18 protein-coding genes are annotated in these 23,389 nt (G+C 73.4%); 14 read left to right on the forward strand and 4 right to left on the reverse strand.

The window, feature by feature from the left end:
- Window positions 1-5: 5 nt before the first annotated feature.
- Window positions 6-767, reverse strand: coding sequence for an SDR family NAD(P)-dependent oxidoreductase (locus ACPZVR_RS19260; protein WP_436701294.1), 762 nt, complete (start codon window positions 765-767; stop codon window positions 6-8).
- A 140-nt stretch (window positions 768-907) separates the two neighbouring features.
- On the opposite strand from ACPZVR_RS19260, the gene ACPZVR_RS19265 reads away from it, so the two are divergent.
- From ACPZVR_RS19265 to holA, 7 genes are all read left to right on the forward strand, one after another.
- Window positions 908-2,596 (forward strand): ABC transporter transmembrane domain-containing protein, encoded by a 1,689-nt coding sequence (locus ACPZVR_RS19265; RefSeq protein ID WP_436701295.1) that lies wholly within the window; start codon window positions 908-910, stop codon window positions 2,594-2,596.
- On the forward strand, window positions 2,593-4,389 hold the full coding sequence (locus ACPZVR_RS19270) for an ABC transporter ATP-binding protein (protein WP_436701296.1): 1,797 nt from the start codon (window positions 2,593-2,595) through the stop codon (window positions 4,387-4,389). Before ACPZVR_RS19265 ends, ACPZVR_RS19270 begins: the two co-directional genes overlap by 4 nt.
- A gap of 263 nt (window positions 4,390-4,652) precedes the next feature.
- Window positions 4,653-7,142, forward strand: coding sequence for a leucine--tRNA ligase (gene leuS, locus ACPZVR_RS19275; protein ID WP_436701297.1), 2,490 nt, complete (start codon window positions 4,653-4,655; stop codon window positions 7,140-7,142).
- 141 nt (window positions 7,143-7,283) lie between these two features.
- Window positions 7,284-8,153: a DegV family protein gene (locus tag ACPZVR_RS19280; protein WP_436701298.1), complete on the forward strand. Its 870-nt coding sequence runs from the start codon at window positions 7,284-7,286 to the stop codon at window positions 8,151-8,153.
- Between the two features lie 194 nt (window positions 8,154-8,347).
- Window positions 8,348-9,367, forward strand: coding sequence for a ComEA family DNA-binding protein (locus ACPZVR_RS19285; RefSeq protein WP_436701299.1), 1,020 nt, complete (start codon window positions 8,348-8,350; stop codon window positions 9,365-9,367).
- Complete coding sequence (locus tag ACPZVR_RS19290; RefSeq protein ID WP_436701300.1) at window positions 9,364-11,721, forward strand: ComEC/Rec2 family competence protein; 2,358 nt, start codon at window positions 9,364-9,366, stop codon at window positions 11,719-11,721. Before ACPZVR_RS19285 ends, ACPZVR_RS19290 begins: the two co-directional genes overlap by 4 nt.
- A 107-nt stretch (window positions 11,722-11,828) precedes the next feature.
- Window positions 11,829-12,800, forward strand: coding sequence for a DNA polymerase III subunit delta (gene holA / locus ACPZVR_RS19295; protein ID WP_436701301.1), 972 nt, complete (start codon window positions 11,829-11,831; stop codon window positions 12,798-12,800).
- Window positions 12,801-12,919: 119 nt separating this feature from the next.
- Here the strand turns inward: holA and rpsT are convergent, their stop codons facing one another.
- Entirely contained in the window at window positions 12,920-13,180 is a 261-nt protein-coding gene (rpsT, locus tag ACPZVR_RS19300) for a 30S ribosomal protein S20 (RefSeq protein WP_282404124.1), read from the reverse strand.
- Between the two features lie 160 nt (window positions 13,181-13,340).
- A complete protein-coding gene (locus ACPZVR_RS19305) occupies window positions 13,341-14,270 on the reverse strand; it encodes a phosphotransferase family protein (protein ID WP_436701302.1) in 930 nt (309 codons plus the stop codon).
- Between the two features lie 94 nt (window positions 14,271-14,364).
- On the opposite strand from ACPZVR_RS19305, the gene lepA reads away from it, so the two are divergent.
- Window positions 14,365-16,236, forward strand: a complete 1,872-nt coding sequence (lepA, locus tag ACPZVR_RS19310; protein ID WP_436701303.1) for a translation elongation factor 4 — start codon at window positions 14,365-14,367, stop codon at window positions 16,234-16,236.
- A gap of 12 nt (window positions 16,237-16,248) precedes the next feature.
- Here the strand turns inward: lepA and ACPZVR_RS19315 are convergent, their stop codons facing one another.
- On the reverse strand, window positions 16,249-16,944 hold the full coding sequence (locus ACPZVR_RS19315; protein WP_436701304.1) for an N-acyl homoserine lactonase family protein: 696 nt from the start codon (window positions 16,942-16,944) through the stop codon (window positions 16,249-16,251).
- A 45-nt stretch (window positions 16,945-16,989) separates the two neighbouring features.
- Between ACPZVR_RS19315 and ACPZVR_RS19320 the strand changes: the two genes are divergently transcribed.
- From ACPZVR_RS19320 to ACPZVR_RS19345, 6 genes are all read left to right on the forward strand, one after another.
- Window positions 16,990-17,931 (forward strand): aminoglycoside phosphotransferase family protein, encoded by a 942-nt coding sequence (locus ACPZVR_RS19320; protein WP_436701305.1) that lies wholly within the window; start codon window positions 16,990-16,992, stop codon window positions 17,929-17,931.
- Window positions 17,932-17,997: 66 nt separating this feature from the next.
- On the forward strand, window positions 17,998-18,687 hold the full coding sequence (locus tag ACPZVR_RS19325; protein ID WP_436701306.1) for an MOSC domain-containing protein: 690 nt from the start codon (window positions 17,998-18,000) through the stop codon (window positions 18,685-18,687).
- 73 nt (window positions 18,688-18,760) lie between these two features.
- On the forward strand, window positions 18,761-20,593 hold the full coding sequence (locus ACPZVR_RS19330; protein ID WP_436701307.1) for an AMP-dependent synthetase/ligase: 1,833 nt from the start codon (window positions 18,761-18,763) through the stop codon (window positions 20,591-20,593).
- 201 nt (window positions 20,594-20,794) lie between these two features.
- A complete protein-coding gene (locus ACPZVR_RS19335; RefSeq protein ID WP_436701308.1) occupies window positions 20,795-21,649 on the forward strand; it encodes a dioxygenase family protein in 855 nt (284 codons plus the stop codon).
- Window positions 21,650-21,673: 24 nt separating this feature from the next.
- The gene (hemW, locus tag ACPZVR_RS19340; RefSeq protein ID WP_436701309.1) at window positions 21,674-22,885 is read left to right on the forward strand and encodes a radical SAM family heme chaperone HemW; all 1,212 of its coding nucleotides are present in this window, start codon (window positions 21,674-21,676) and stop codon (window positions 22,883-22,885) included.
- A 33-nt stretch (window positions 22,886-22,918) separates the two neighbouring features.
- Window positions 22,919-23,374: an FAD synthase family protein gene (locus ACPZVR_RS19345; RefSeq protein ID WP_436701310.1), complete on the forward strand. Its 456-nt coding sequence runs from the start codon at window positions 22,919-22,921 to the stop codon at window positions 23,372-23,374.
- Window positions 23,375-23,389: the final 15 nt, after the last annotated feature.

The following is a 23,389-nucleotide window of genomic DNA, read 5'->3' on the forward strand; positions in this document are numbered from 1 at the left end:
GTCGATCAGGTGATGGTGAGCCCGCCGTCGACGGCGAGGGTCTGGCCGGTGACGTATCCGGCCGCGTCGGAGGCGAGGTAGACGACCGTCGCGGCCAGCTCGCGCGCGTCGCCCTTGCGGCCGGCCGGGATGCGCTGCTTCTGGGCGTCGAGGTAGCCCGGCGGGTAGGTGTCGGTCATCTCGGAGGCGAAGAAGCCCGGCGCGATCGCGTTGACCCGGATGCCCTTACGGCCCGTCCACTGCTGCGCGAGATCGCGGGTCAGGCCGATGATGCCCGCCTTGGATGCGGCGTACGCGGCCTGGGGCAGCCCCGCGGTGGTGATGCCGAGGACCGAGGAGATGTTGATGATGCTCGAGCCCGGCGCCATCACCCGGCCGCAGGCCTGGGCCATCCAGTAGCTGCCGTTGAGGTTGATGTCGATGACCTGACGGAACTCGTCCGGGGTCTCGCGGGTCGCGGGCACCGCGGTGCCGATGCCGGCGTTGTTGACGAGGATGTCGACCTTGCCGAACTCGGCGACGGCGGCGTCGACGAGGGCCTGGCACGACGCGGGGTCCGCGACGTCGGTCGCGACGCCGAGGGCGCGCCGGCCGGCCGCCTCGACGAGGGCGGCGGTGTCGGCGAGCCGGTCGACCCGGCGGGCGCCGAGGGCGACGTCGGCGCCGGCCTCGGCGAGGGCCTTCGCGAAGTCGACGCCCAGGCCGGAGCTGGCGCCGGTGACGACGGCGACCTTGCCGTCGAGGCGGAAGAGGTCGGTAACGGTCATGTCCGCACGGTAGTGGGTGGCGACGCGACCGGCAGGCGGACCCCCGCGCCGGCGCCGCGCCGAGGGTCCCTAAGGTATGCCTCACCTCAGCATGCGGCAGCGCCGACGTGGTCCGCCGGCCAGGACCGCAAGGAGATCCGATGACACGGCACACGCACGGCCCGGCGTACGACGGCTCGCGGGGTCTGCTGCGTACCGCCGTCACCGCCCAGCCCTGGCGGGTGACACTCGCGACCCTCTGTGCGATCGGCCACCAGTCGGGCGAGGCGCTCGTGCCGGTGGTCGTCGGCCTCGCGCTCGACCGCGGCGTCAGCGCCCGCGACGACCAGGCCCTCCTGCTGTGGCTGGTCGTGCTCGCCGCCACCTTCGCGCTCCTGTCGTTCTCCTACCTCTGCTTCGACCGGACGGCGACCCGGGTGGTCGCCGACGCCGAGGTCGCCCTGCGGGACCGGGTGACGGTCCACCTGCTCGACGTCCGCGGCGTCGGACCGCACGAGGCCGGCTCCGGCGGCCTCGCCGAGGTCGCCTCGTCCGACGTCCGGGCGGTGGCGGAGACGTCCGGGGTGATCCAGATGTTCGTCGCCGGCCTCGCCGGGATGGTCGTGGCCGTCGTCGCCCTCCTGCGGATCCATCCGGTCGTGGGCATCGTCGTCGTGGTCGGTGTCGTCGTCGTGGCCGCGCTGCTACACCGGGCGTCCGCGATCCTGGAGCGCCGGATCGTCGCCGACCGCCGGGCGGGTGCCGACGCGGCCGACGCGGCCGCCGACCTGCTCACCGGCCTCCGCGTCCTCAAGGGACTCTCCGCCGAGGACGCCGCGGGTCGGCGCTTCCGGAGGGTCAGCGCGCGCGCCCTCCTCGCCTCGCTGCGCAGTGCCCGAGCGAACGCCGGCTTCGAGGCACTGGCGGCCCTCGCGCCGGCCCTGCTGGTCGCGGCGACCGTCGCCGTCGCCGGGGCTCTCGCCCTCGACGGGCGGCTGAGTCTCGGCGCCCTCGTCGCGGCGCTGGGCCTGGCGCAGTTCCTCGCGGGTCCGTTGCAGATGGTGGCCTACACCTTCGCCGAGCTGGCGACCGTGCGGGCCGCCGCGGCGCGGGTCGCGGCCGTGCTCGAGACCGCACCGCCGGCGTACGGCGACATCGAGGTGCCGTCGCATCCGCAGCCCCTCGAGGTGGACGGTGCGGTCGTGGGGCTGGCCGGGCACACGCTGCGCCTGCGGGCCGGGGCGACGACCGGCGTGGTCGGCAGCCCCGAGCAGCTCGAGCGGCTGGCCGCCGCGCTGACCGGGGAGCCCCGCCCCGACGGCGACCGGGCTCGCCTCGGGGGCCTGCCGCTGAGCGCTGCCGAGCCCGCTGCCCTGCGCGCGGCGCTGGTCGTCGCTCCGCACGACGTGCGGCTGTTCACCGGCACCCTCGCGAGCAACGTCGACGGGGTCGGCCGGGACCCGGCCGCGGTCGAGGCCGCGCTCGCGGCGGCCGCGGTCACCGACGTCGTCGAGGTGCTGCCGGGCGGTCTCGACGCCGAGGTGGGGGAGGGCGGGCACCTGCTCTCCGGCGGGCAGCGGCAGCGGGTGGGTCTCGCCCGCGCGCTCGCACTGCAGCCTCCGGCCCTGGTCCTGCACGAGCCGACGAGCGCCGTCGACTCCGTCACCGAGGCGCTCGTCGCGGAACGCACGGCCGCGCTCCGCGCCGGCCTGACGACCGTGATCCTGACGACCAGCCCCGTCCTCCTCGACGCCTGCGACGAGGTGGTGTGGCTCAGCGACGGTCTGCCCGTCGACACCCACCACGCCCTCCTCGACCGCGCCGGCTACGCCGCGGCGGTGCTGCGATGACGGCCGCGGAGAGCGCGCCCGCGACGGCCCTGATCGGCGTCGCGTCGGGCCGCGCGACGCTCCGCGCGCTGCGCCGGGTCCTGCGTCCGCGCGCCGGCATCGCCGTCGCCGCCCTGCTGATGATGGTCGTCGCGGCAGCTGCCGGCATCGCGGTCCCCGTCGTCATCGGCCGGGTCGTCGACGACGTGTTCGCACCGGGTGCGGCCGGCGGCTCCGTGGTCGGGCCAGTCGTCGTGCTGGTCGGCCTCGCGGCGCTCGCCGGCCTCGCCGGGCTCCTCGCCGAGCTGCTCATCGCACGGGTCGGCGAGCCCGCCGTCGCCGAGCTGCGGGAGGAGGTGCTCGACCATGCCCTGCACCTGGAGTACGGCGTCGTGGAGGACTCCGGCACCGGCGACCTGCTCGCCCGGGTCAGCCAGGACGTCCGGGCTCTCGCCGACGTCGTCCGCGCCGTGCTCAGCCGGTTCGGCGGCGCGGCGATCACCCTGCTGCTGAGCCTGGTCGGTCTCGCGGTGGTCGACTACCGGTTCGCGCTGGCCGCGCTGCTCGCCGTACCGATCCAGGTGTGGGCCACCCGCGGCTACCTGCGCCAGGCCGGCCCCACCTACCGCGCCCTGTCCCGCGCCGAAGGTGCCGAGGTGCAGCAGCTCCTCGAGTCCGTCCAGGCCAGCGCGACGGTGCGCGCGCTCGGGCTCGGCCAGCGGCATCGCGCGTCGGTCAGGGACCGGGCATTGACGACCAGGGGGCTGCGCCTGGACGCGGTGCGGATGCGGACGGTCTTCTTCCAGCGCCTCAACCTCGCGGAGTACGTCGGCACCGGCGCCATCCTCGCCGTCGGCGGTTGGCTCGTGGCGCGTGACGCGGTGACGGCGGGCGCGGCGACCGCGGCGGCGCTGATGTTCATCCGGCTCTTCAACCCGATCAACATCGTGCTCGCACTGCTCGAGGACGTCCAGTCGGCGGCGGCCGGCCTCGGCCGTCTGGTCGGTGTCCTCGAGGTGCCGCGCCGCACGGTGCCGCCGGGCGAGGTCGTCGTGGCCGACCGGTCGGTGCGGTTCGACGCGGTCGGCTTCGGATACCACCCCGATCATCCCGTGATCCACGACCTCTCGCTCGAGGTCGCGCCGGGGGAGCGGCTGGCGGTCGTCGGACCGAGCGGAGCCGGCAAGAGCACGCTCGGTGCGCTCGTGACGGGCCTGAGGCTGCCGACCGAGGGCAGGGTCTGGCTGGGCGGCGCGACGACGGCCGACCTGTCGCCCGAGGCGCTGCGGCACACCGCAGCCCTGGTGACCCAGGACGTCCACCTCTTCCGCGGCAGCCTCCGAGAGGACCTGCTCCTGGTCGCCCCGGACGCCACCGACGCCGACCTGTCCGCCGCCCTCGACCTCGTCGGCGCGCGGGCCTGGGTCAGCGCACTGCCCGACGGGATCGAGACCGCCATCGGCGCCGGCGGACACCCGCTCACCGCGCTGCAGGCCCAGGAGGTCGCGCTGGCCCGGCTCGTGCTCGCCGACCCGCCCGTCGTCGTGCTCGACGAGGCGACGGCGGAGGCCGGCAGCGCCGGCGCCCGACAGCTCGAGACGGCCATCGAGCGGGCCACCGCCGGGCGGACGACGATCGTCGTCGCGCACCGACTCAGCCAGGCCGCGCGGTGCGACCGGATCGCCGTCATGGAGGACGGTCGCCTCGTCGAGCTCGGCACGCCCGAGGAGCTCGTCGGCGCCGGTGGCGTCTACGCCCGGCTCTGGGCGGCCTGGGCCCGCGGCGCGGCGGAGCCGGGCGACGGGACGGAGTGACCCGCCGGCGTACGTCCGCCCACGGCGCCGCGCGGAGCAGGCCGGGGTGCGCGGCCGCGCGAGCAGCTGGGAGGAAGGCGGCCGGGAGGAGAGCGGCCGGGCGGAGGAGTAGGATGAGCGCGTGCGGATGATCCTGCTCCTTACCTAGCCGCGTCGGCGACCAGACCGGTCGACGCGGCGGCCCCTCCCTGTCGAGGGGCTTTTGCATGTCCGGAGCGTGGTCTGCGCGGCAACGGGTGCGGGACCGAGACGAGAGAGTTGAGATGAGCAGCGAGAACGACGTCCACTACGACGTCCACGCCGTCGAGGAGAAGTGGCTGCCGGTCTGGGAGTCGCTCGACCCCTTCCGCGCCGACGACCACGCCGTCGTCTCGGGGGAGCGGGAGAAGCGCTACGCGCTGACGATGTTCCCCTACCCGAGCGGCGACCTGCACATGGGCCACGCCGAGGTCTTCGCGATCCACGACGTGATCGCCCGCTACTGGCGGCTGCGCGGCTACGAGGTCCTCAACCCGATGGGCTGGGACTCCTTCGGACTGCCCGCCGAGAACGCCGCCATCAGGAACGACGAGCACCCGGCGACGTACACCTACGCCAACATCGAGACGCAGTACTCCTCGATGAAGCGCTACGGCGTCAGCTTCGACTGGTCGCGGCGGCTGCACACCTCCGACCCCGAGTACTACAAGTGGACCCAGTGGCTGTTCCTGAAGTTCCGGGAGCGCGGCCTGGCCTACCGCAAGAACTCGCCGGTCAACTGGTGCCCCAACGACCAGACCGTGCTCGCCAACGAGCAGGTGCTGGCCGACGGCACCTGCGAGCGCTGCGGCGCGGTGGTGACCAAGCGCGAGCTGACCCAGTGGTACTTCAAGACCACGCAGTACGCCCAGGAGCTCTACGACTGCCTGGACGATCTCCAGGGCTCGTGGATCGGCAAGGTCGTCAACGCCCAGCGCAACTGGATCGGCCGCTCCGAGGGCGCCCACGTCACCTTCGAGGTCGAGGGCCACGAGCCGGTCACCGTCTTCACGACCCGCCCCGACACCCTGTTCGGAACGACCTTCATGGTGGTCGCCGTCGACGCGAAATTGGCCGACCAGCTGGTCACCGACGAGCACCGTGCCGCCTTCGAGGCCTACCGCGACGAGATCCGCAAGGCCAGCGACATCGACCGGCTGGCCACCGACCGGCCCAAGACCGGGGTGTTCCTGGGTGTCCACGCGACCAACCCGCTGACGGGCGCGAAGCTGCCGATCTGGGCGACCGACTACGTGCTGGCCGACTACGGCACCGGCGCCGTGATGGGCGTGCCCGGCGGCGACCAGCGCGACTGGGAGTTCGCGACCGCGTTCGACCTGCCGATCGTCCGCACGACCCAGCCGCCGGCCGACTGGGAGGGCGAGGCGTTCAACGGCGAGGGACCGGCGATCAACTCGCCCGCGCCCGGCGTCGACTCCGCGCTCGACATCAACGGCCTGCCCGTCGCCGAGGCCAAGCGCGCGACCATCGCGCACCTGACCGAGATCGGGGCCGGCGACGGCACCGTGAACTTCCGGCTGCGTGACTGGCTGCTGTCCCGCCAGCGCTACTGGGGCGCGCCGATCCCGATCGTCCACTGCCCGTCCTGCGGCGAGGTGGCCGTCCCCGAGGACCAGCTGCCCGTCGAGCTGCCCGAGCTGCGCGGCGCCGACCTCAAGCCCAAGGGCACCTCGCCGCTGGGCGCGGCCACCGAGTGGGTCAACGTCTCCTGCCCGCAGTGCGGTGGCCCGGCGACCCGCGACACCGACACGATGGACACCTTCGTCGACTCGTCGTGGTACTTCTTCCGCTACCTGTCGGCCCACGACTCCACCCAGGCGTTCGACCCGGCGCTGGCCAAGGCCTGGGGCCCGATCGATCTCTACATCGGCGGCGACGAGCACGCCGTCCTGCACCTGCTCTACGCACGCTTCTTCACGAAGGTGCTGCGCGACATGGGCCTGATCGACTGGGACGAGCCCTTCTCGGCCTACCTGTCGCAGGGCAAGGTCATCAACAACGGCCGCAAGATGAGCAAGTCGCTGGGCAACGGCGTCAGTCTGGGGGGACAACTCGAGGAGTTCGGTGTCGACGCCGTCCGGCTGACCCTGGTCTTCGCGAGCCCGCCCGAGGACAACGTCGACTGGGCCGACGTGTCGCCGACCGGCTCGGCGAAGTTCCTGCAGCGAGCGTGGCGGCTGGCGGGCGACGTCGCCTCCGCTCCGGGCACGGATCCGGCGGCCGGCGACATCGCGCTGCGCAAGGTCACCCACAAGACGATCAACGACGCGCAGCAGCTCCTCGAGTCGTACCGCTTCAACGTCGTGGTCGCGCGCGTGATGGAGCTGGTCAACGCCACCCGCAAGGCCATCGACTCCGGCTGCGGCCCCGAGGACCCCGCGGTGCGCGAGGCCGCCGAGACGGTCGCCGTCCTGCTCTCGCTGGTGGCGCCGTTCACCGCCGAGGAGATGTGGGAGCGGCTGGGTCACCGGCCGTCGGTCGCCCAGGCGCCGTGGCCCGCCGTCGAGCCCGAGCTGCTGGTCGACGACGCCGTCACGGCCGTCGTCCAGATCCAGGGCAAGGTGCGGGGGCGGCTGGAGGTGTCGCCCGACATCAGCGAGGCCGACCTGGAAGCCGCGGCGCTCGCCGACCCGGCGGTGGTGAAGGCGATCGACGGTCGCGCCGTGCGCAAGGTGATCGTCCGCGCGCCGAAGCTGGTCAACATCGTCGTCTGACGCGGCCGGGCGCGCTGAGTCCGGCCGGCTGGGTCCGGCCGGCTGGGTCCGGCCGGCTCAGCCGGGCGTCGCGGCTGCCAGGGCTTGGTCGCGAGCCTGTCCTCTCGGGCCGGGAGCGCCCGAGCCGATAGCCTCTGCGACATGTCGATCGTCGTGGTCACCGACTCCACCTCGACCGTCCCGGCGGAGGTGGCCGCGGCCAGCGGCGTGCATGTCGTTCCGCTGCAGGTGGTCATCGACGACGACGTCTACGACGAGGGCGCGGAGGAGGTCACTCCCGAGCGCCTCGCGGTGGCCCTGCGGGAGAAGCGTGCCGTCAGCACCTCGCGGGCGGCGCCGGCGGTCTTCGCCGACCTCTACGCCCGGCTCGCGGCCGAGGGCGCCACCGCGATCGTCTCGGTGCACCTGTCCGCGGAGGTCAGCGGCACCTTCGAGTCGGCCCTCGTCGCGTCCCGGGACGCTCCGGTGCCGGTGACCTGCGTCGACACCCGGCAGGTCGGGGTCGCCACGGGGTACGCCGTCGAGTCGGCCCTCGACGTCATCGGGTCGGGCGGCACGGCGGTGGAGGCGGCCGAGGCCGCCCGCCAACGGGCGGAGGCGGCGACCTCGCTGTTCTACGTCGACACCCTGGAGTACCTCCGGCGCGGTGGCCGCGTCGGCGCGGCCGCGGCCGTCTTCGGCGGGGCGCTGGCGGTCAAGCCGCTGCTCGGCATCGTCGACGGCGTGATCTCTCCCCAGGCGAAGGTGCGCACCGCGGCCAAGGCGATCGCGCGGCTCGAGGCGCTCGCCGTCGAGGCGGCGGGGGAGCAGCGGGTCGAGGTCTGCGTCGCCCACCTGGCCGCCGCGGAGCGCGCCGAGGCGATGGCCGCCCGACTCGTGGAGCAGGTCGGCGAGCGGCTCGTCCCCGCCCGGTCCGGTGAGCCGGTGCGCTGCGTCGAGCTCGGCGGGGTGCTCGGCGCGCACGTCGGTCCCGGCATGCTCGCGATCTGCGTCGCCCCCGTGCTGCCGTAGGCGGGCGCTGCGCCGCGTCGCGGCGGCGGAGCTCCCTGAGCTGCTGGACCTGCTGGGGTCGGCCCGGGCGCACCGGTCCCGGGAGTCACGGCGCGTGACCTCGTTCCTCCCCAGGCCCACTCCGCCGGGTGCCTGTCCACAGGACGACCGGCCGTGGTCGCCCCGGTGAGCGGCCGCGAACCTAGCGTGCCCCCATGCCCGTCCGCCGCCCTGCCCCTCGCCCCGACCCTCCCGGTGCCGACGCCGCTGCGCGCCGCCTGGCCCTGATCGCGGCGGACCTCGGGGTCGCCCGGCCCACGCCGCCGGCGGAGACGGGCGGCGGGGCGGCCGAGCCGTGGTGGGCCGACCACACCAGGGTGGCTCCGCGACGCGCCGTCGCGGCTGAGGAGACCGGGCCCGGGCGGACCGAGCCGGGACGGACCGGCCCCGCCCGGATCGGGCCCAGTGCCGCCGGCGAGGGCGACGCGGTGCCGGAGCTCCCGCTGCCGGGGCGCCACGCGGCCCGACGTCGCCGTGGGCGGGTCCCGCGGTCCTCGCTCGGCCCCCTCGCCGACCGGCTGCCCGCGCTCGGCATGCCGCAGGTCGCGGTCGTCGCCATCGCGGTGGCGCTCGGGTTGGCGGTGACGACCTGGTGGGTGCTGCGCGACCGGCCCGGTCCGCTGGCGCCCGTCTCCGCGGCGCCGGCCGCGCCCCTGGTGACGCCGCCGCCGACCGCAGTGGGCTCCCCGCCCGCGCCGTCGTCCTCGCCGGCGCCGGGCTCTGCGGGAGCGGCGCGGGGCGCCGCGGCGACGGTGACGGTCGACGTGGCCGGCAAGGTGCGCCGGCCCGGGATCGTCGTGCTCGACGCCGGTGCCCGGGTCACCGACGCGATCGAGGCGGCCGGCGGCGCCCGCAAGGGGGTCGACCTGACGCCGCTCAACCTCGCCCGGGTGCTCGTCGACGGGGAGCAGGTGGTGGTCGGTGCTCCGGCGGCCGCGGCGTTCTCCGGGGGCGCGGGTGCGAGCGGCAGTGGCCCGTCCGGCCCGCTCGTCAACCTCAACACCGCCGGCCAGGCCGAGCTCGAGTCATTGCCCCAGGTCGGGCCGGTCACCGCCCAGGCGATCATCGCCTGGCGGGAGTCCCGCGGGGGCTTCACGAGCGTCGACGAGCTGCTCGAGGTCGACGGCATCGGCGACAAGACGCTCGCCCAGATCTCCCCGCACGTGACCGTATGACCGGGCAGCAGCCGGCGGGCGCACCGGCCGACAGCCGGCTCGCGGAGCCCGCGCCCGACCTGCGGATGCCGCTGTTGGGCGCGGCGGCGTGGCTGGGTGGCATCGCCGCCCACCGCGTCGACGCCACCGCCTACGCCGGGCTCGCGGTGCTGGGCGCCGTCACGGCGTTGCTGCGCCCGCGGCTGCCGGCCGGGGCCGTGCGCCTGGCCGCGGCCGGGCTGCTCGTCGCCGGCGCGGCGGTCACCGGCACGATGCTGCGTCACGACGCGGTCCGCGGGTCGCCCCTGCGCGACCTCGCGAGCGACCGGGCGAGCGCCGACATCGTGGGCACCGTGGCGTCCGATCCGCGTGCGATCGACGGGCGCAGCGGTCCCCAGGCGGTGCTCCGGCTCCGGGTGCGCGAGGTGACCGCACGGGGTCACCGGTTGCGCGCCGGCGGCGTGATCGTGGTCATCGGCGACCCCGCCTGGGCCCGGGTCGGCCTCGGGGAGCGGGTGCTCGCCGAGGGCAGGCTCGCGGCCGCCGACGACCCCGCGACCGCCGCACTGCTGGTCGGAGCGCGCGCACCGGTGCGGATCCGCGGGCCCGATCCCTGGTGGCGCGCGTCGGCGGCCGTGCGGGCCTCGATCCGTCGTGCCGTCGAGCACTGCCCGCCGGACCAGGCGGGGCTGGTGCCGGCGCTGGTCGACGGTGACGACGCCGGACTGCCGGAGGAGGTCGAGCGGGACTTCCGGACCACCGGGCTCACCCACCTGACGGCGGTGAGCGGCACCAACCTCACCCTCGTCGTCGGATCGGTGCTGTTGCTCGCCCGGGCGATCGGGGTGCGCCGGCGCTGGCTGACGCTGGTCGGTCTGGCCGGGATCGCCGGATTCGTGCTGCTGGCGCGCACCGAGCCGAGCGTGCTCCGGGCGGCGGTGATGGGGACGGTCGGGCTCTTCGCGTTCGGCCCGGACGGGCGTCGGCGGGGCCTGCGCGCCCTCGGTGTCGCCGTCGCCGGCCTCGTGCTGGTCCAGCCCGGCCTCGCGGTCACCGCGGGGTTCGCCCTGTCGGTGCTCGCCACCGCGGGGATCGTGCTGCTCGGCCCCGCGCTGGCCCGGTCCCTCGGCCGCTGGCTGCCGCGCGGCCTCGCCGAGGCGGTCGCGGTGCCGACCGCCGCCCAGTTGGCCTGCACCCCGGTGATCGCGGGCCTGTCGGGCGAGGTGAGCCTGGTGGCGGTCGGTGCCAACCTGCTCGCGGGACCGGCGGTCGGTCCGGCCACGGTGCTGGGCCTGGCCGGTGGGCTGATCGGACTCGTGTGGCCCTGGGCCGGACGGCTGTGCGGCATCCTCGCCGGGGTGAGCGTCGGCTGGATCATCGCCGTCGCCGAGCGGGGTGCCGACCTGCCCGGCGCGGCGATCGGGTGGGGGAGCGGCGCGCCGGCGATCGGCGTGCTGACGCTGCTCTGCCTGGCGATCGGGCTCGGCCTGCCGCGACTCGCCCGCTCCCGGACGGCGGGGGTGCTCCTCGCCGTGGCCCTGCTCGTGGTCGTGCTCGGCGTCCCGGAGCGTCTCCGGTCGACGGTGGCCGGCTGGCCGCCGCCCGACGGGGTGCTCGTGGCGTGCGATGTCGGCCAGGGCGATGCGTTGGTCGTCCCCGTCGGTCCGCGGTCGGCGATCGTGGTCGACGCGGGACCCGACCCACGGCTGGTCGACGACTGTCTCGACGACCTGGGTGTCGAGCGCGTGCCGTTGGTGGTGCTGACCCACTTCCACGCCGATCATGTGGACGGGCTGCCCGGAGTCCTCGACGGGCGCCGGGTGGGCGGGGTGGAGACAACCGCCGTGGCCGACCCGCCGGGCGGGGTCGGGCTGGTCCGGCGCGTCGCGCAGGAGGCCGGGATCCCGGTGGCGGTGGCTCCGTACGGCACGACCAGGCGCATCGGTGCGGCGGTCGTGCAGGTGCTCCATCCGGCCCTCCCGGCGGTCGTGGAAGGACCGGGCGACGGCAGCACCGCCAACGATGCCAGCGTGGTCCTGTTGGTCGAGGTGGCCGGTCTGCGGCTGCTGCTCACGGGCGACCTGGAGCCGCCCGGACAGGCGGAGGTCGCCGCCCTGACACCGGGACTGGACGTCGACGTGCTCAAGGTCCCGCACCATGGCAGCTCCCACCAGGCTCTCGACTGGCTCACCGCGTTGCGCCCCGAGGTGGCGTTGGTGTCGGTCGGCGCGGACAACGACTACGGCCACCCGTCCCCCGAGATCGTGCGGGGGCTGGAGAGGGCCGGCGCGCGGGTGCTGCGGACCGACCGGGACGGCGCCGTCGCGGTGGTGCCCGACGGCTCCGGGGGCGTCCGCACGCTCACCCGGCGCTGACCGGGTGGAACGCCGCGCGCTGACGCCTCGAGCTGGGCAGCGGGCGCTCCGTGACGGCGACGCGAGGTCGCGCGGATCGTGTCGGCGGGGTGTGGGAGGCTGGTCGCATGCGGGCCGAGGACGTGTTGGGGCGGGTCACCCTGGTCACCGGCAAGGAGGAGTTCCTCGGCGCGCGGACCGTCGACGACGTCCGGGCGGCGGTGCGCGGCCACGATCCCGAGGCCGAGTTCGCCGACAGCGCCGCGTCCGACCTCACCCTCGCCGCGCTGGGCGAGATGGCCGCGCCGTCGCTGTTCTCCGCGGTGCGCTGTGTGGTCGTCCGCGGTCTGGAGAACCTGCCGGACGAGTCGGTCGACGGCCTGGTGGCCTATGCCGGCGCGCCGGTCGAGGACGTGGCGCTGGTCCTGGTGCACGGTGGCGGCCAGAAGGGCAGCGGCGTGCTCACCAAGCTGCGCAAGCTGCCGGCGGTCACCGAGCACAAGTCCGAGGAGCTCAAGGCGTCGGACTACCCCGGGTTCGTGGCCGCCGAGGTGCGCCGTCTGGGCGCCGGGATCGACCGCGAGGCCGCGGATGCGCTGATCGAGTCGATCGGCCGCGACCTGCGCTCGCTGGCCGGTGCGGCCCACCAGCTGACCAACGACTTCCCGGGCGAGCGGATCAGCGAGGCACAGGTCCGCCGCTACTTCGGCGGCCGGGCGGAGGCCAAGTCGTTCGCGGTCGCCGACGCCGCCTTCGCCGGACGCGACCGGGTCGCCCTGGAGGAGCTGCGCTGGGCGCTCGACTCCGGGACGGCCGCGGTGCTGATCACCTCGGCGTTCGCGGGCAGCGCCCGCGGCCTGGCCCGGCTGGTCAGCGCGCCGCGGGGGATGCGGGACGCGGACCTCGCTCGCGAGGTCGGTGTCCCGCCGTGGAAGCTGCGCTCGCTGCGCGACCAGGCCCGCGGGTGGAGCGACGCCGGCCTGGCCCGCGCGATCCGCGCGGTCGCCCAGGCCGACGCCGACATCAAGGGCGCCGCCAGCGACGCTTCCTACGCCCTGGAGCGGCTGGTGCTCACCGTGACCGGCCTGCGTCGCGGCTGACCGCACCGCCGCAGGCGTGGCCCGGGCCCCTGGGCGGGCCGCTGGAAATCACGAAGGGAGTCCCCGGACGGGGACTCCCTTGTCGTGATGGCTCAGGACCGAGAGCCAGCAGGGTGGTCTCAGAGAGAGGCGGCCTGCTTCGCGATCGACGACTTGCGGTTCGCGGCCTGGTTCTTGTGGATGACGCCCTTCGAGGCCGCCTTGTCGAGCTTCTTGCCGGCCTCGCGGGCCAGGGCGACGGCGTTGTCCTTGTCGCCGGCCTCGGCGGCCTCGCGGAACTTGCGGATCGCGGTCTTCAGGCCGGACTTGACGGCCTTGTTGCGCTCGTGGCGCTTCTCGTTCTGCTTGTTGCGCTTGATCTGGCTCTTGATGTTCGCCACGTTCTACTCGCCTCTGTGTCAGGTGGGGGATGCTGGTTCTGGTCCGGAGCGCGCCTCGGTCGCCGTGGTCCTGACCCCGGCTTCGTCACCGAAGGGCGGGCAGGCGGGAACGCGGAGACGCGACCAGCAAGGCTAACAGCGGGTCGACATCCCGCCCAAATCAGCGTCCGCCCGGCCAGCCGCGGCGCTCGGCCAGCCAGTGGTCGATCACGTCGCGCTGCCAGGCCTGCGCCGCTCGGATGTGGGGCGAGGTGGGCGGGACGGGCTGCTCGGCGCTCGCGGTGAAGTAGCCGAGGACGAGGGCGAGAAAGACGTCGATGTGGTCGGCGGGCACGCCGGCGAGCAGGGGATGTGCCGCGATGTGGGCCTCGACGTCGAGCCCGTCGCCCCGCGGCCCGATGAGCAGGAGCAGCGAGTCGAGCCAGGCGGCGCCGACGATCGGCCAGTTCCAGTCGCACAGCAGCGCAGTGCCGTCGGGGCGGAGCAGGATGTTGTCGTCGCGGATGTCGGTGTGGACCAGCGTGTCGCCGGCGACGATCTCGGCGTACCGCTCGGCCAGGGCCTGGATCTCGGCTCCCCGAGGGTGGGCGATCCGGTTCCACAGCCCCGGCCAGGAGGCGAACTCCTCGACCGCGCTGTCGAGCCCTCCGGGAGCCGGGGTGAGGGTCTCCGCCATGGAGACGGCCATGGCCGACGCCGCGGCCAGGTCGCCGTCGCGCCACGGGCGGTGCGGTGCCCGGGCCTCGACGTACTCCGTGGCGAGCAGGAACCACTCGGCGACCTCGTCGGTCCACAGCAGGCGGGGAGCCGGTACGCCGGCCGGCAGGACGGCGAGCTTGCGCGCCTCCTCGCGGTAGGCGTCCGCGAACACGCGCTGGGCCTTGACCGAGGCAGCCTTCACGAAGATCCGCGTGCCGTCGGCACCGGTGAGCACCGAGGCGAAGCCGGGCGTGAACCCGCCGTCCTGCGAGACCGCCTCGGCGACCCGGGTGCCGAGCCGGCGTTCGATCGCGCGCCGGACGAGCGGCGGCAGGTGTGCCCAGGCCAGGCGCCGGGCGGTCCGGCCGTGGGGGATGACGGTGGGGAACACGCGCCCCATCATGGCCGACCGGTCGTGACCCGCCGCGACGGTGCGGCTCCGGGTTTAGCGAACCGGAGCGGCATCCGGGACAATGGGCGGCACCATGCCAGCCTCCGTCCCGCAGCCGGGTCACACCGACCCCGCGATCATCCGCAACTTCTGCATCATCGCGCACATCGACCACGGCAAGTCGACGCTTGCCGACCGGATGCTGCAGCTGACCGGCGTCGTCGGCGAGCGCGAGGCGAAGGCGCAGTACCTCGACCGGATGGACATCGAGCGCGAGCGTGGCATCACCATCAAGAGCCAGGCCGTGCGGATGCCGTGGACGGTCGACGCCGACAACGAGGCGGGTGCCGAGCCGGGCACCTACATCCTCAACATGATCGACACCCCGGGGCACGTCGACTTCACCTACGAGGTGTCCCGCTCCCTGCAGGCGTGCGAGGCCGCGATCCTGCTCGTCGACGCCGCCCAGGGCATCGAGGCGCAGACGCTGGCGAACCTCTACCTGGCCATGGGTGCCGACCTCCACATCATCCCGGTGCTCAACAAGATCGACCTGCCCAGCGCCAACGTCGAGAAGTACGCCGCCGAGCTGGCCAACCTCGTCGGCTGCGAGCCCGACGACGTGCTGCTGACGTCGGCCAAGACCGGCGTCGGCGTCGAGCGGCTGCTCAACGAGATCGTCAAGCAGGTCCCGCCGCCGGTCGGCGACGCCACGGCCCCGGCCCGCGCGCTGATCTTCGACTCCGTCTACGACACCTACCGGGGCGTGGTGACCTACGTCCGGGTGGTCGACGGGGAGCTCTCGCACCGCGACAAGATCAAGATGATGTCGACCGGTGCGCTGCACGAGATGCTCGAGGTCGGCGTGATCAGCCCGGAACCGATGAAGGCGGCCAAGCTCGGCGTCGGCGAGACCGGCTACCTGATCACCGGCGTGAAGGACGTGCGCCAGTCGCGGGTCGGTGACACGGTCACGGTCAACGCGCGCCCGGCGGCGGAGCCGCTCGGCGGCTACGAGCACCCGAACCCGATGGTGTTCGCCGGCCTCTATCCCATCGACGGCGACGACTACCCGACGCTGCGCGACGCGCTGGAGAAGCTGCAGCTCAACGACGCGGCGCTGACCTTCGAGCCGGAGACCTCCGGCGCGCTGGGCTTCGGCTTCCGCTGCGGCTTCCTCGGACTGCTGCACATGGAGATCACCCGCGAGCGGCTGGAGCGCGAGTTCAACCTCGACCTCATCTCGACCGCCCCCAACGTGGTTTACGAGGTCGTCATGGAGGACGGCACCCAGTTCACGGTCACCAACCCGAGCGAGTACCCCGACGGCAAGATCGCCGAGGTGCGCGAGCCGGTCGTCGACGCCACCGTGCTCGCCCCGGCCGACTACATCGGCACGATCATGGAGCTGTGCCAGCAGAAGCGCGGCAGCCTCCAGGGCATGGACTACCTCTCCGAGGACCGGGTCGAGATGCGCTACACGCTGCCCATGGGCGAGATCGCCTTCGACTTCTTCGACCAGCTCAAGTCCAAGACCAAGGGCTATGCCTCCCTCAACTACGAGTTCTCCGGCGACCAGGCCGCCGACCTGGTGAAGGTCGACATCCTGCTCCAGGGCGAGCCGGTCGACGCGTTCTCCGCGATCGTCCACAAGGACGCTGCCTACTCCTACGGCGTGATGATGGCCGGCAAGCTGAAGGAGCTGATCCCGAGGCAGCAGTTCGAGGTGCCGATCCAGGCCGCGATCGGCGCTCGGGTGATCGCGCGCGAGAACATCCGCGCCATCCGCAAGGACGTGCTCGCCAAGTGCTACGGCGGTGACATCACCCGCAAGCGCAAGCTGCTCGAGAAGCAGAAGGAGGGCAAGAAGCGGATGAAGATGGTCGGCCGGGTCGAGGTGCCCCAGGAGGCCTTCGTCGCCGCGCTGTCCACCACCGGTCCCGCGGGCGACAAGCCCAAGAAGTAGCCGGCAGCCGGGTCAGGGCTCCCACACGGCCGCGTCGTGGGCGAACACGACGCGGCGCGGGTCGAAGGCCAGGAGCCGCTCGAGCCACGGGCTCGGTGCGGGCAGCGGCGACGCGTGGCCGAGCTCCCGCGCCCTGGCGGCGAGGACGTCGGCCGAGAACGCCGACGCCGTGTCGTGCGCCTGCCCGGCCAGCACGACGCTGCCGTCCTCGCACACCACGACGACCGACTGGTGGCCGTCGACGTGCCCCGGCGTCGGTACGACGTGCACACCCGGGGCGATCTCGGCCTCGCCGTCGAGCTGCTCGTAGCGAGCGCCGGCGAAGTCGACGAGCGCCGGCACCGTGTAGTCGTCGACCGTACGCGCGGTCGCGAGCTCGGCACGCTGCGCGACGATCGGCGTCCCCGGGAAGCGCGGGTTGTTGCCGACGTGGTCGAAGTGCAGGTGGCAGTTCACGACGACCGCGACGTCGGCGGCCGTCAGGCCCACGGAGCCCAGCGCGCGCTCCACGGGGACCCGCCGCGGCCGGTACCACTCCTCGACCTCCGGGCCGGCGTCACCGAGCCCGGTGTCGAGCAGCAGCGGTCCGGCAGAGGTGCGAACGACGTACCCGTAGACCGCCTCGACGCGCGGTCGACCGGTTCCCGTCTCGGCGGCCGGGCGCACGAAGGAGCCCAGGTCGATGCGCCGGACGTCGTCGATCCGCATGACCCGCACGGTAGCTCGGTTGGTCCGCCCTGGTGGGATGATCGCGTGCGTCCCGCCGTCGTCGTCCCCGCCGAGCTCGACGGCCAGCGCGCGCTCGGACCGACGTGGGCGGCCTGGTTGGACCGGCTCCCGGCGATCGCGCGGTCCGTCCTCGACGACTGGCGGCTCACGCCCGAGGCGGACAGCTGGCACGGCTTCTGCTCGCTGGTCCTCCCGGTCACCACCGACGACGGCACGCCCGCCGCGCTGAAGATCGGCCTGCCCGACGACGAGTCCGAGCACGAGCACCTCGCACTGCAACGGTGGAGCGGTCGTGGCGCGGTCCGGCTGCTGAGGGCAGACCCCGGCCGCCGGGCCCTGCTGCTCGAGCGGCTGGACCGCGAGGACCTCACCGAGAGCTGGGACCTCGAGGCCTGCGAGGTGGTCGCGCGGAGGTATGCCGACCTACACGTCGCGCCGATGCCGCAGCTGCGTGCGCAGGCGTCGTACGTCGAGAGCTGGCTGACCGCGCTCGAGCGCGACGCCCAGGACGTGCCGATCCCGCGGCGACTGGTCGAGCAGGCGCTCGGCCTCGGCCGCGAGCTGGTCGCGGAGCCGGCCACGGCGGTGATCCACGGCGACCTGCATTACGGGAACGTGCTGCGCGGGCGGCGCGAGGGGGAGGAGACCTGGCTGGTCATCGACCCGAAGCCGACCAACGGCGACCCGCACTACGAGCTGGAGCCGATGCTGCGCGACCGGTTCGAGGAGTACGCCGCGCCGTGGGCGGCCGGGTCGGTCCGCGACGGGATCCGGCGGCGCTTCCACGCCCTGGTCGACGCCGCCGGCTTCGACGAGGGACGCGCCCGCGACTGGGTCGTGGTCCGCTCGGTGCTCAACGCGCACTGGGCCCACGAGGACGCCGTCCGCGCCGACCGCCCGCTCGACGCGGACGAGCGCGAGCACGTCACGGCGTGCATCACCGTGGCCAAGGCCGTGCAGGACTGACGCCCGGGGCCGCCGCCGGGCGGAAACGGGCAGGACCCGCCGTCGGCCCGCCGGTAGTCTCCCCGCATGGCGTTCGTTCGGACCATCAGCGTCGGCATGCCGAAGGACAGGGAGTGGGCCGGCATCGGGCGCACCTCGATCGACAAGCGTGCCGTCACCGGGCCGGTGGCGGTCCACCCGCTCGGCATCGAAGGGGACCAGGTCTCCGACACCCGGCACCACGGTGGCCCGGACCAGGCGGTCTACGCCTACGCCCGCGAGGACCTGGACTTCTGGGAGCAGGAGCTCGGGATGCCCATCCGCGACGGCCTGTTCGGCGAGAACCTCACCACCGAGGGCATCGACGTCAACGCGCTGGAGATCGGCAGCCGGCTGCGGATCGGCGAGCCGGGCGTGGGGATCCTCGTCGAAGCGGTCTACGTCCGGACCCCCTGCAACGACTTCAAGGGGTGGATGGGGGAGTGCGGCTACGACCCGCGCGCCTGGGTCAGGCGATTCACCGCCGAGGCCCGCCCCGGGCCGTACCTGCGGGTGCTGGAGCCGGGCACCATCGCGCCCGGCGACACGGTCGAGGTCGTCCACCGGCCGGGCCACGGCCGGACCATCCGCGACCTGTTCGTCGCCCTCAACACCGACCGGGCCCGCCTGCCCGACCTCCTCGTGGTCGACGGCCTGCTGCCCAAGGTGCGGGCGAAAGCGGAGGAAATCGCGGCGAGGACGTCCGGATCCCTACCCCCCGCGGAGCCGGTGGCTTAGGTTACTGCCCAGTTGCCCACGACCCGCGGGTCGTGGACACGACGGTCTCGGACGAGCAGACGCAGGGAGCGCCATGCCCATCAACCACGACACCACCTTCCTCGAGCGGATGCCGAGGAACTGCGCGGTGCAGTTCCTCGACCGGGTCGAGCAGAGCGCGGACCGGGAGGCCTTCCGGTTCCCGCGCGGCGACGCCTGGGAGTCGGTGACCTGGCGCCAGGCGGGCGACCGGGTACGCCGCCTCGCCGCGGGCCTGCTCGCGCTCGGCCTCGAGTCCGAGCAGCGGGTCGGCATCGCGTCCGCCACGCGCTACGAGTGGATCCTGGCCGATCTCGCCGTGATGTGCGCGGGCGGTGCCACCACGACCGTGTACCCGTCCACGGGAGGCGACGACACGGCGTACATCCTCGGAGACGCCGAGTGCCGGTTCGTCTTCGCCGAGGACGAGACCCAGCTGGCGAAGCTGCGCGAGCACCGCGCGGAGCTGCCCGCCCTGGCGAAGGTCGTCAGCTTCGACGACGCCCTGGCCGACGGCTCCGACGGGGACTGGGTGATCTCCCTCGACCAGCTCGCGGAGCTGGGGGCCGCCCGCCTGGCCGAGCAGCCCGACGCGGTCGACACGGTCGCCCAGGGCATCGAGCCCGACCAGCTCGCGACGCTGATCTACACCTCGGGCACCACGGGCAAGCCCAAGGGCGTGCGGCTCCTGCACCGCACCTGGGTCTTCGAGGGCGAGGCGATCAAGGCCCAGGACATCCTCCACGAGGACGATCTGCAGTTCCTCTGGCTGCCGATGGCCCACTCCTTTGGCAAGGTGCTGCTCTCGACACAGCTCGCCTGCGGCTTCGCGACCGCGATCGACGGCCGCGTCGACAAGATCGTCGACAACCTGGGCGTGGTGAAGCCGACCTTCATGGGCGCGGCGCCGCGGATCTTCGAGAAGGCCTATGCGCGCATCGTCACCATGCAGGCCGCCGAGGGCGGTGCCAAGGAGAAGATCTTCCTCAAGGCGTTCGAGGTCGGCCGCAAGGTCGATGAGCTCGAGCTCGCGGGAAGGTCCGTCCCGCTGCCGCTCAGGCTCCAGCACAAGCTGTTCGACAAGCTCGTGTTCAGCAAGGTGCGCGAGCGCTTCGGCGGCCGGGTGCGCTTCTTCATCTCCGGCTCGGCGGCGCTCAACGCCGACATCGCCGCCTGGTTCCACGCGGCCGGCATCCTCATCCTCGAGGGCTACGGCATGACCGAGAACGCGGCCGGTGCCACGGTCAACCACCCCGACGCCTACAAGCTCGGCACCGTCGGCCAGCCCTTCCCCGGCACGGAGGTGCGCATCGGCGACGGTGGCGAGGTCCAGCTCAAGGGCCCGCACGTGATGGCCGGCTACCACAACCGCGCCGACGCCACGAAGGAGGCGCTGACCGACGACGGCTGGCTGCGCACCGGCGACAAGGGCGAGCTGGACGCGGACGGCTTCCTCACCATCACCGGCCGGATCAAGGAGCTCTTCAAGACCTCCGGCGGCAAGTACATCGCCCCGCCCGCGATCGAGGCCAAGTTCAAGGCGATCTGCCCCTACGTCAGCCAGTTCATGGTCTTCGGCGCGGAGCGCAACTTCGTCTCCGCGCTGATCACCCTCGACCCGGACGCCATCGCCGGCTGGGCCGCGGAGAACGGCAAGGAGGGCAAGGACTACACCGCCCTGGTCAACGACGACGCCGTGCAGGCGATGGTCGGGGAGTACGTCGACGAGCTCAACGCCCAGCTCAACCGCTGGGAGACCATCAAGAAGTGGAAGCTCCTCGACCACGACCTGAGCATCGAGTCCGGCGAGCTCACCCCGTCGCTGAAGGTGAAGCGCAACGTCGTCGAGTCCAACAACGCCGATCTGATCGCGAGCTTCTACAGCTGAGGTCGGCGGGGGACGAAAAGACAGATTCACCGGCCGGCCGGTGAAACTCATGCTTGGACGAGGAAGTTTCCTCGTCCAAGCATGAGTTTTGTCGTCCAACCCCCGACAGTTTCACCGGCCGGCCGGTGAAACTGTCACGGCGTCGCGGACCGACAGCCGCCCCACAGGACCCCCACAGATCCGCCGCCCACACTGGCCGCCATGAGCAACCACGGAGCCGACGAGACCCACGAGCACGACCTCGGGCTGTCCCACGACCTGCCGCGGATCATGGCGCGTCGTGGGCTGCTCGGGCTCCTGGGCGGGGTGGGGGCGATCGCGGCGCTGAGTGCCTGCGGTGCCGACGACACGACCGCCCCGTCCGGTACGGCGACCGCGCGGGCCACCCCGCCGAACGGCCTGGGCGGTGACGCGGGCGTCGAGGTCGCCGAGGGCGAGATCCCTGAGGAGACCGCGGGCCCGTACCCCGGCGACGGGAGCAACGGCCCCAACGTGCTCGCCGAGTCCGGCGTCGTGCGCAGCGATCTCACGTCCAGCTTCGGCACGGCCACCGGCGTCGCCGAGGGGATCCCGACGACGGTCAGGCTCAAGGTCTACGACCTCGACGGCGACGAGGTGACGCCCTTGGCGGGCGCGGCGGTCTACCTGTGGCACTGCGACCGCGAGGGCCGCTACTCGATGTACGACGACGAGATCGCCGACGAGAACTACCTGCGGGGCGTGCAGGAGGCCGACGCGGACGGCGTCCTCACGTTCACGACGATCTTCCCGGCCTGCTACGCCGGGCGCTGGCCGCACATGCACTTCGAGGTGTACGAGAGCCTCGCCGCCGCCACGGGCGCGGCGAGCAAGCTGCGCACCTCGCAGCTCGCTCTGCCCGAGGACGTCTGCGCCGACGTCTACGCGACCGACGGCTACGAGCAGAGCGTGAACAACCTGGCGCAGCTCAGCATCGAGACCGACGGGATCTTCGGCGACGGCTACTCCCTGCAGTTGGCCGCGGTCACCGGCTCGGTCGACGAGGGCTACACGGTGACCCTGAACGTCCCCGTCTGAGGGCGCGCCTGGGACACTGGGGCGGTGCCGTCCGCCCTGCCCGAAGGCGATCCCGTCCCCGCCGACGGGTCGCTCCCGACCGAGGCTCTCGCCGAGCTCGGTGCCCGCCCGTTCGCGTTCTACGTCCACGTCCCGTTCTGTCGGGTGCGGTGCGGCTACTGCGACTTCAACACCTACACGGCCGAGGAGCTGGGGCCCGGGGTCTCCCGGGCGTCGTACGCCGACCAGGCGGTCGCCGAGGTGCGGTGGGCCCGGCGCGTGCTGGGTGAGCGCGACCTACCGGTCGCGACGGTGTTCCTCGGCGGTGGCACCCCGACGCTGCTGCCGCCCGAGGATCTCGGGCGCATCGTGCGCGCGATCGACGACGAGTTCGGCCTGGCGCCCGGAGCGGAGGTCACCACCGAGGCGAATCCGGACTCGGTGGATCTCGGCTACCTCCAGCGGCTGCGGGAGGCGGGTTACACCCGGGTCTCCTTCGGCGTGCAGTCGGCGGTGCCGCGGGTGCTGGCCGTGCTCGACCGGACCCACGACCCGCTCCGGGTTCCCGGGGTGGTGGACGCCGCCCGGTCGGCCGGCTTCGACCAGGTGAGCCTGGACCTGATCTACGGGACGCCGGGGGAGAGCGCCGACGACTGGGAGGAGACGCTCGAGGCCGCGCTCGCGTGCGCGCCCGACCACGTGTCGGCGTACTCGCTCATCGTCGAGGACGGGACGGCGCTGGCCCGCCGGGTGCGGCGCGGCGAGCTGCCGATGCCGGACGACGACGACCTCGCCGACAAGTACGTCCAGGCGGACGAGCGGCTGGGTGGGGCGGGTCTGGGCTGGTACGAGGTGTCGAACTGGGCGCGCGACGACGCGGCCCGCTGCCGGCACAACCTCGGCTATTGGGCGGGCGGGGACTGGTGGGGGACCGGACCGGGCGCCCACTCCCATGTCGGCGGCGTGCGCTGGTGGAACGTCAAGCACCCGGCGGCGTACGCCGGCCGGTTGGCCGAGGGTGCCACGCCCGCCCACGCGCGGGAGCTCCTCGACGCCGGGACCCGGCGCGTCGAGCGGGTGCTGCTTGAGGTGCGGCTGCGCACGGGCCTGCCGGTCGACGTCCTCGACGCCGCCGGCCGTGCCGCGCTGCCGGGGCTCGTCGCCGACGGGCTCGTCGAGAACCGGACGGATCGCGTGGTGCTGACCCTGCGCGGTCGGCTGCTCGCCGACGGGGTCGTGCACCGCCTCCTGGCGTGAACCTGTATTAAATCTAGTGTTACACTCGACTTTATGAAGAAGTCGGGTGAGGTCGGCGACGTCGTCGGCCCCGTGATCGGGTACGTGCCCGGTGCCTTCGACCTGTTCCACGTCGGACACCTCAACGCCTTGCGGCAGGCCCGGCAGTGGTGCGACGTGCTGGTCGCCGGCGTGGTCGCCGACGACGTCTGCGTCGCGACCAAGGGCGTGCTGCCGACCGTTCCACTGGCGGAGCGGATCGAGATCGTCGAGGCGATCGGGATCGTCGACGCCGTCTACGCCGAGAGCACGGCGGACAAGGCCGACTCCTGGCGCGACGTGGGCTTCCACCGCATCTTCAAGGGCGACGACTGGCAGGGGACCGCCAAGGGACGGCGGCTCGAGGAGCAGATGGCGACCCTCGGCGTCGAGGTCACCTACTTCCCCTACACGCTCCAGACCTCCTCCACGGCGCTGCGCAAGGCGCTCGCCCATCGCGGGGCGTCATGAGCCGGTCCACGACGT

The organism is Nocardioides segetis, from assembly GCF_051390595.1.
GTDB lineage: Bacteria > Actinomycetota > Actinomycetes > Propionibacteriales > Nocardioidaceae > Nocardioides.

Excerpts from the sequence above, each read along its gene's own strand:
- ACPZVR_RS19260 (WP_436701294.1), bottom strand. The coding sequence starts at position 767 with ATGACCGTTACCGACCTCTTCCGCCTCGACGGCAAGGTCGCCGTCGTC.
- ACPZVR_RS19265 (WP_436701295.1), top strand. The coding sequence starts at position 908 with ATGACACGGCACACGCACGGCCCGGCGTACGACGGCTCGCGGGGTCTG.
- ACPZVR_RS19270 (WP_436701296.1), top strand. The coding sequence starts at position 2,593 with ATGACGGCCGCGGAGAGCGCGCCCGCGACGGCCCTGATCGGCGTCGCG.
- leuS (WP_436701297.1), top strand. The coding sequence starts at position 4,653 with ATGAGCAGCGAGAACGACGTCCACTACGACGTCCACGCCGTCGAGGAG.
- ACPZVR_RS19280 (WP_436701298.1), top strand. The coding sequence starts at position 7,284 with ATGTCGATCGTCGTGGTCACCGACTCCACCTCGACCGTCCCGGCGGAG.
- ACPZVR_RS19285 (WP_436701299.1), top strand. The coding sequence starts at position 8,348 with ATGCCCGTCCGCCGCCCTGCCCCTCGCCCCGACCCTCCCGGTGCCGAC.
- ACPZVR_RS19290 (WP_436701300.1), top strand. The coding sequence starts at position 9,364 with ATGACCGGGCAGCAGCCGGCGGGCGCACCGGCCGACAGCCGGCTCGCG.
- holA (WP_436701301.1), top strand. The coding sequence starts at position 11,829 with ATGCGGGCCGAGGACGTGTTGGGGCGGGTCACCCTGGTCACCGGCAAG.
- lepA (WP_436701303.1), top strand. The coding sequence starts at position 14,365 with ATGCCAGCCTCCGTCCCGCAGCCGGGTCACACCGACCCCGCGATCATC.
- ACPZVR_RS19315 (WP_436701304.1), bottom strand. The coding sequence starts at position 16,944 with ATGCGGATCGACGACGTCCGGCGCATCGACCTGGGCTCCTTCGTGCGC.
- ACPZVR_RS19325 (WP_436701306.1), top strand. The coding sequence starts at position 17,998 with ATGGCGTTCGTTCGGACCATCAGCGTCGGCATGCCGAAGGACAGGGAG.
- ACPZVR_RS19330 (WP_436701307.1), top strand. The coding sequence starts at position 18,761 with ATGCCCATCAACCACGACACCACCTTCCTCGAGCGGATGCCGAGGAAC.
- ACPZVR_RS19335 (WP_436701308.1), top strand. The coding sequence starts at position 20,795 with ATGAGCAACCACGGAGCCGACGAGACCCACGAGCACGACCTCGGGCTG.
- ACPZVR_RS19345 (WP_436701310.1), top strand. The coding sequence starts at position 22,919 with ATGAAGAAGTCGGGTGAGGTCGGCGACGTCGTCGGCCCCGTGATCGGG.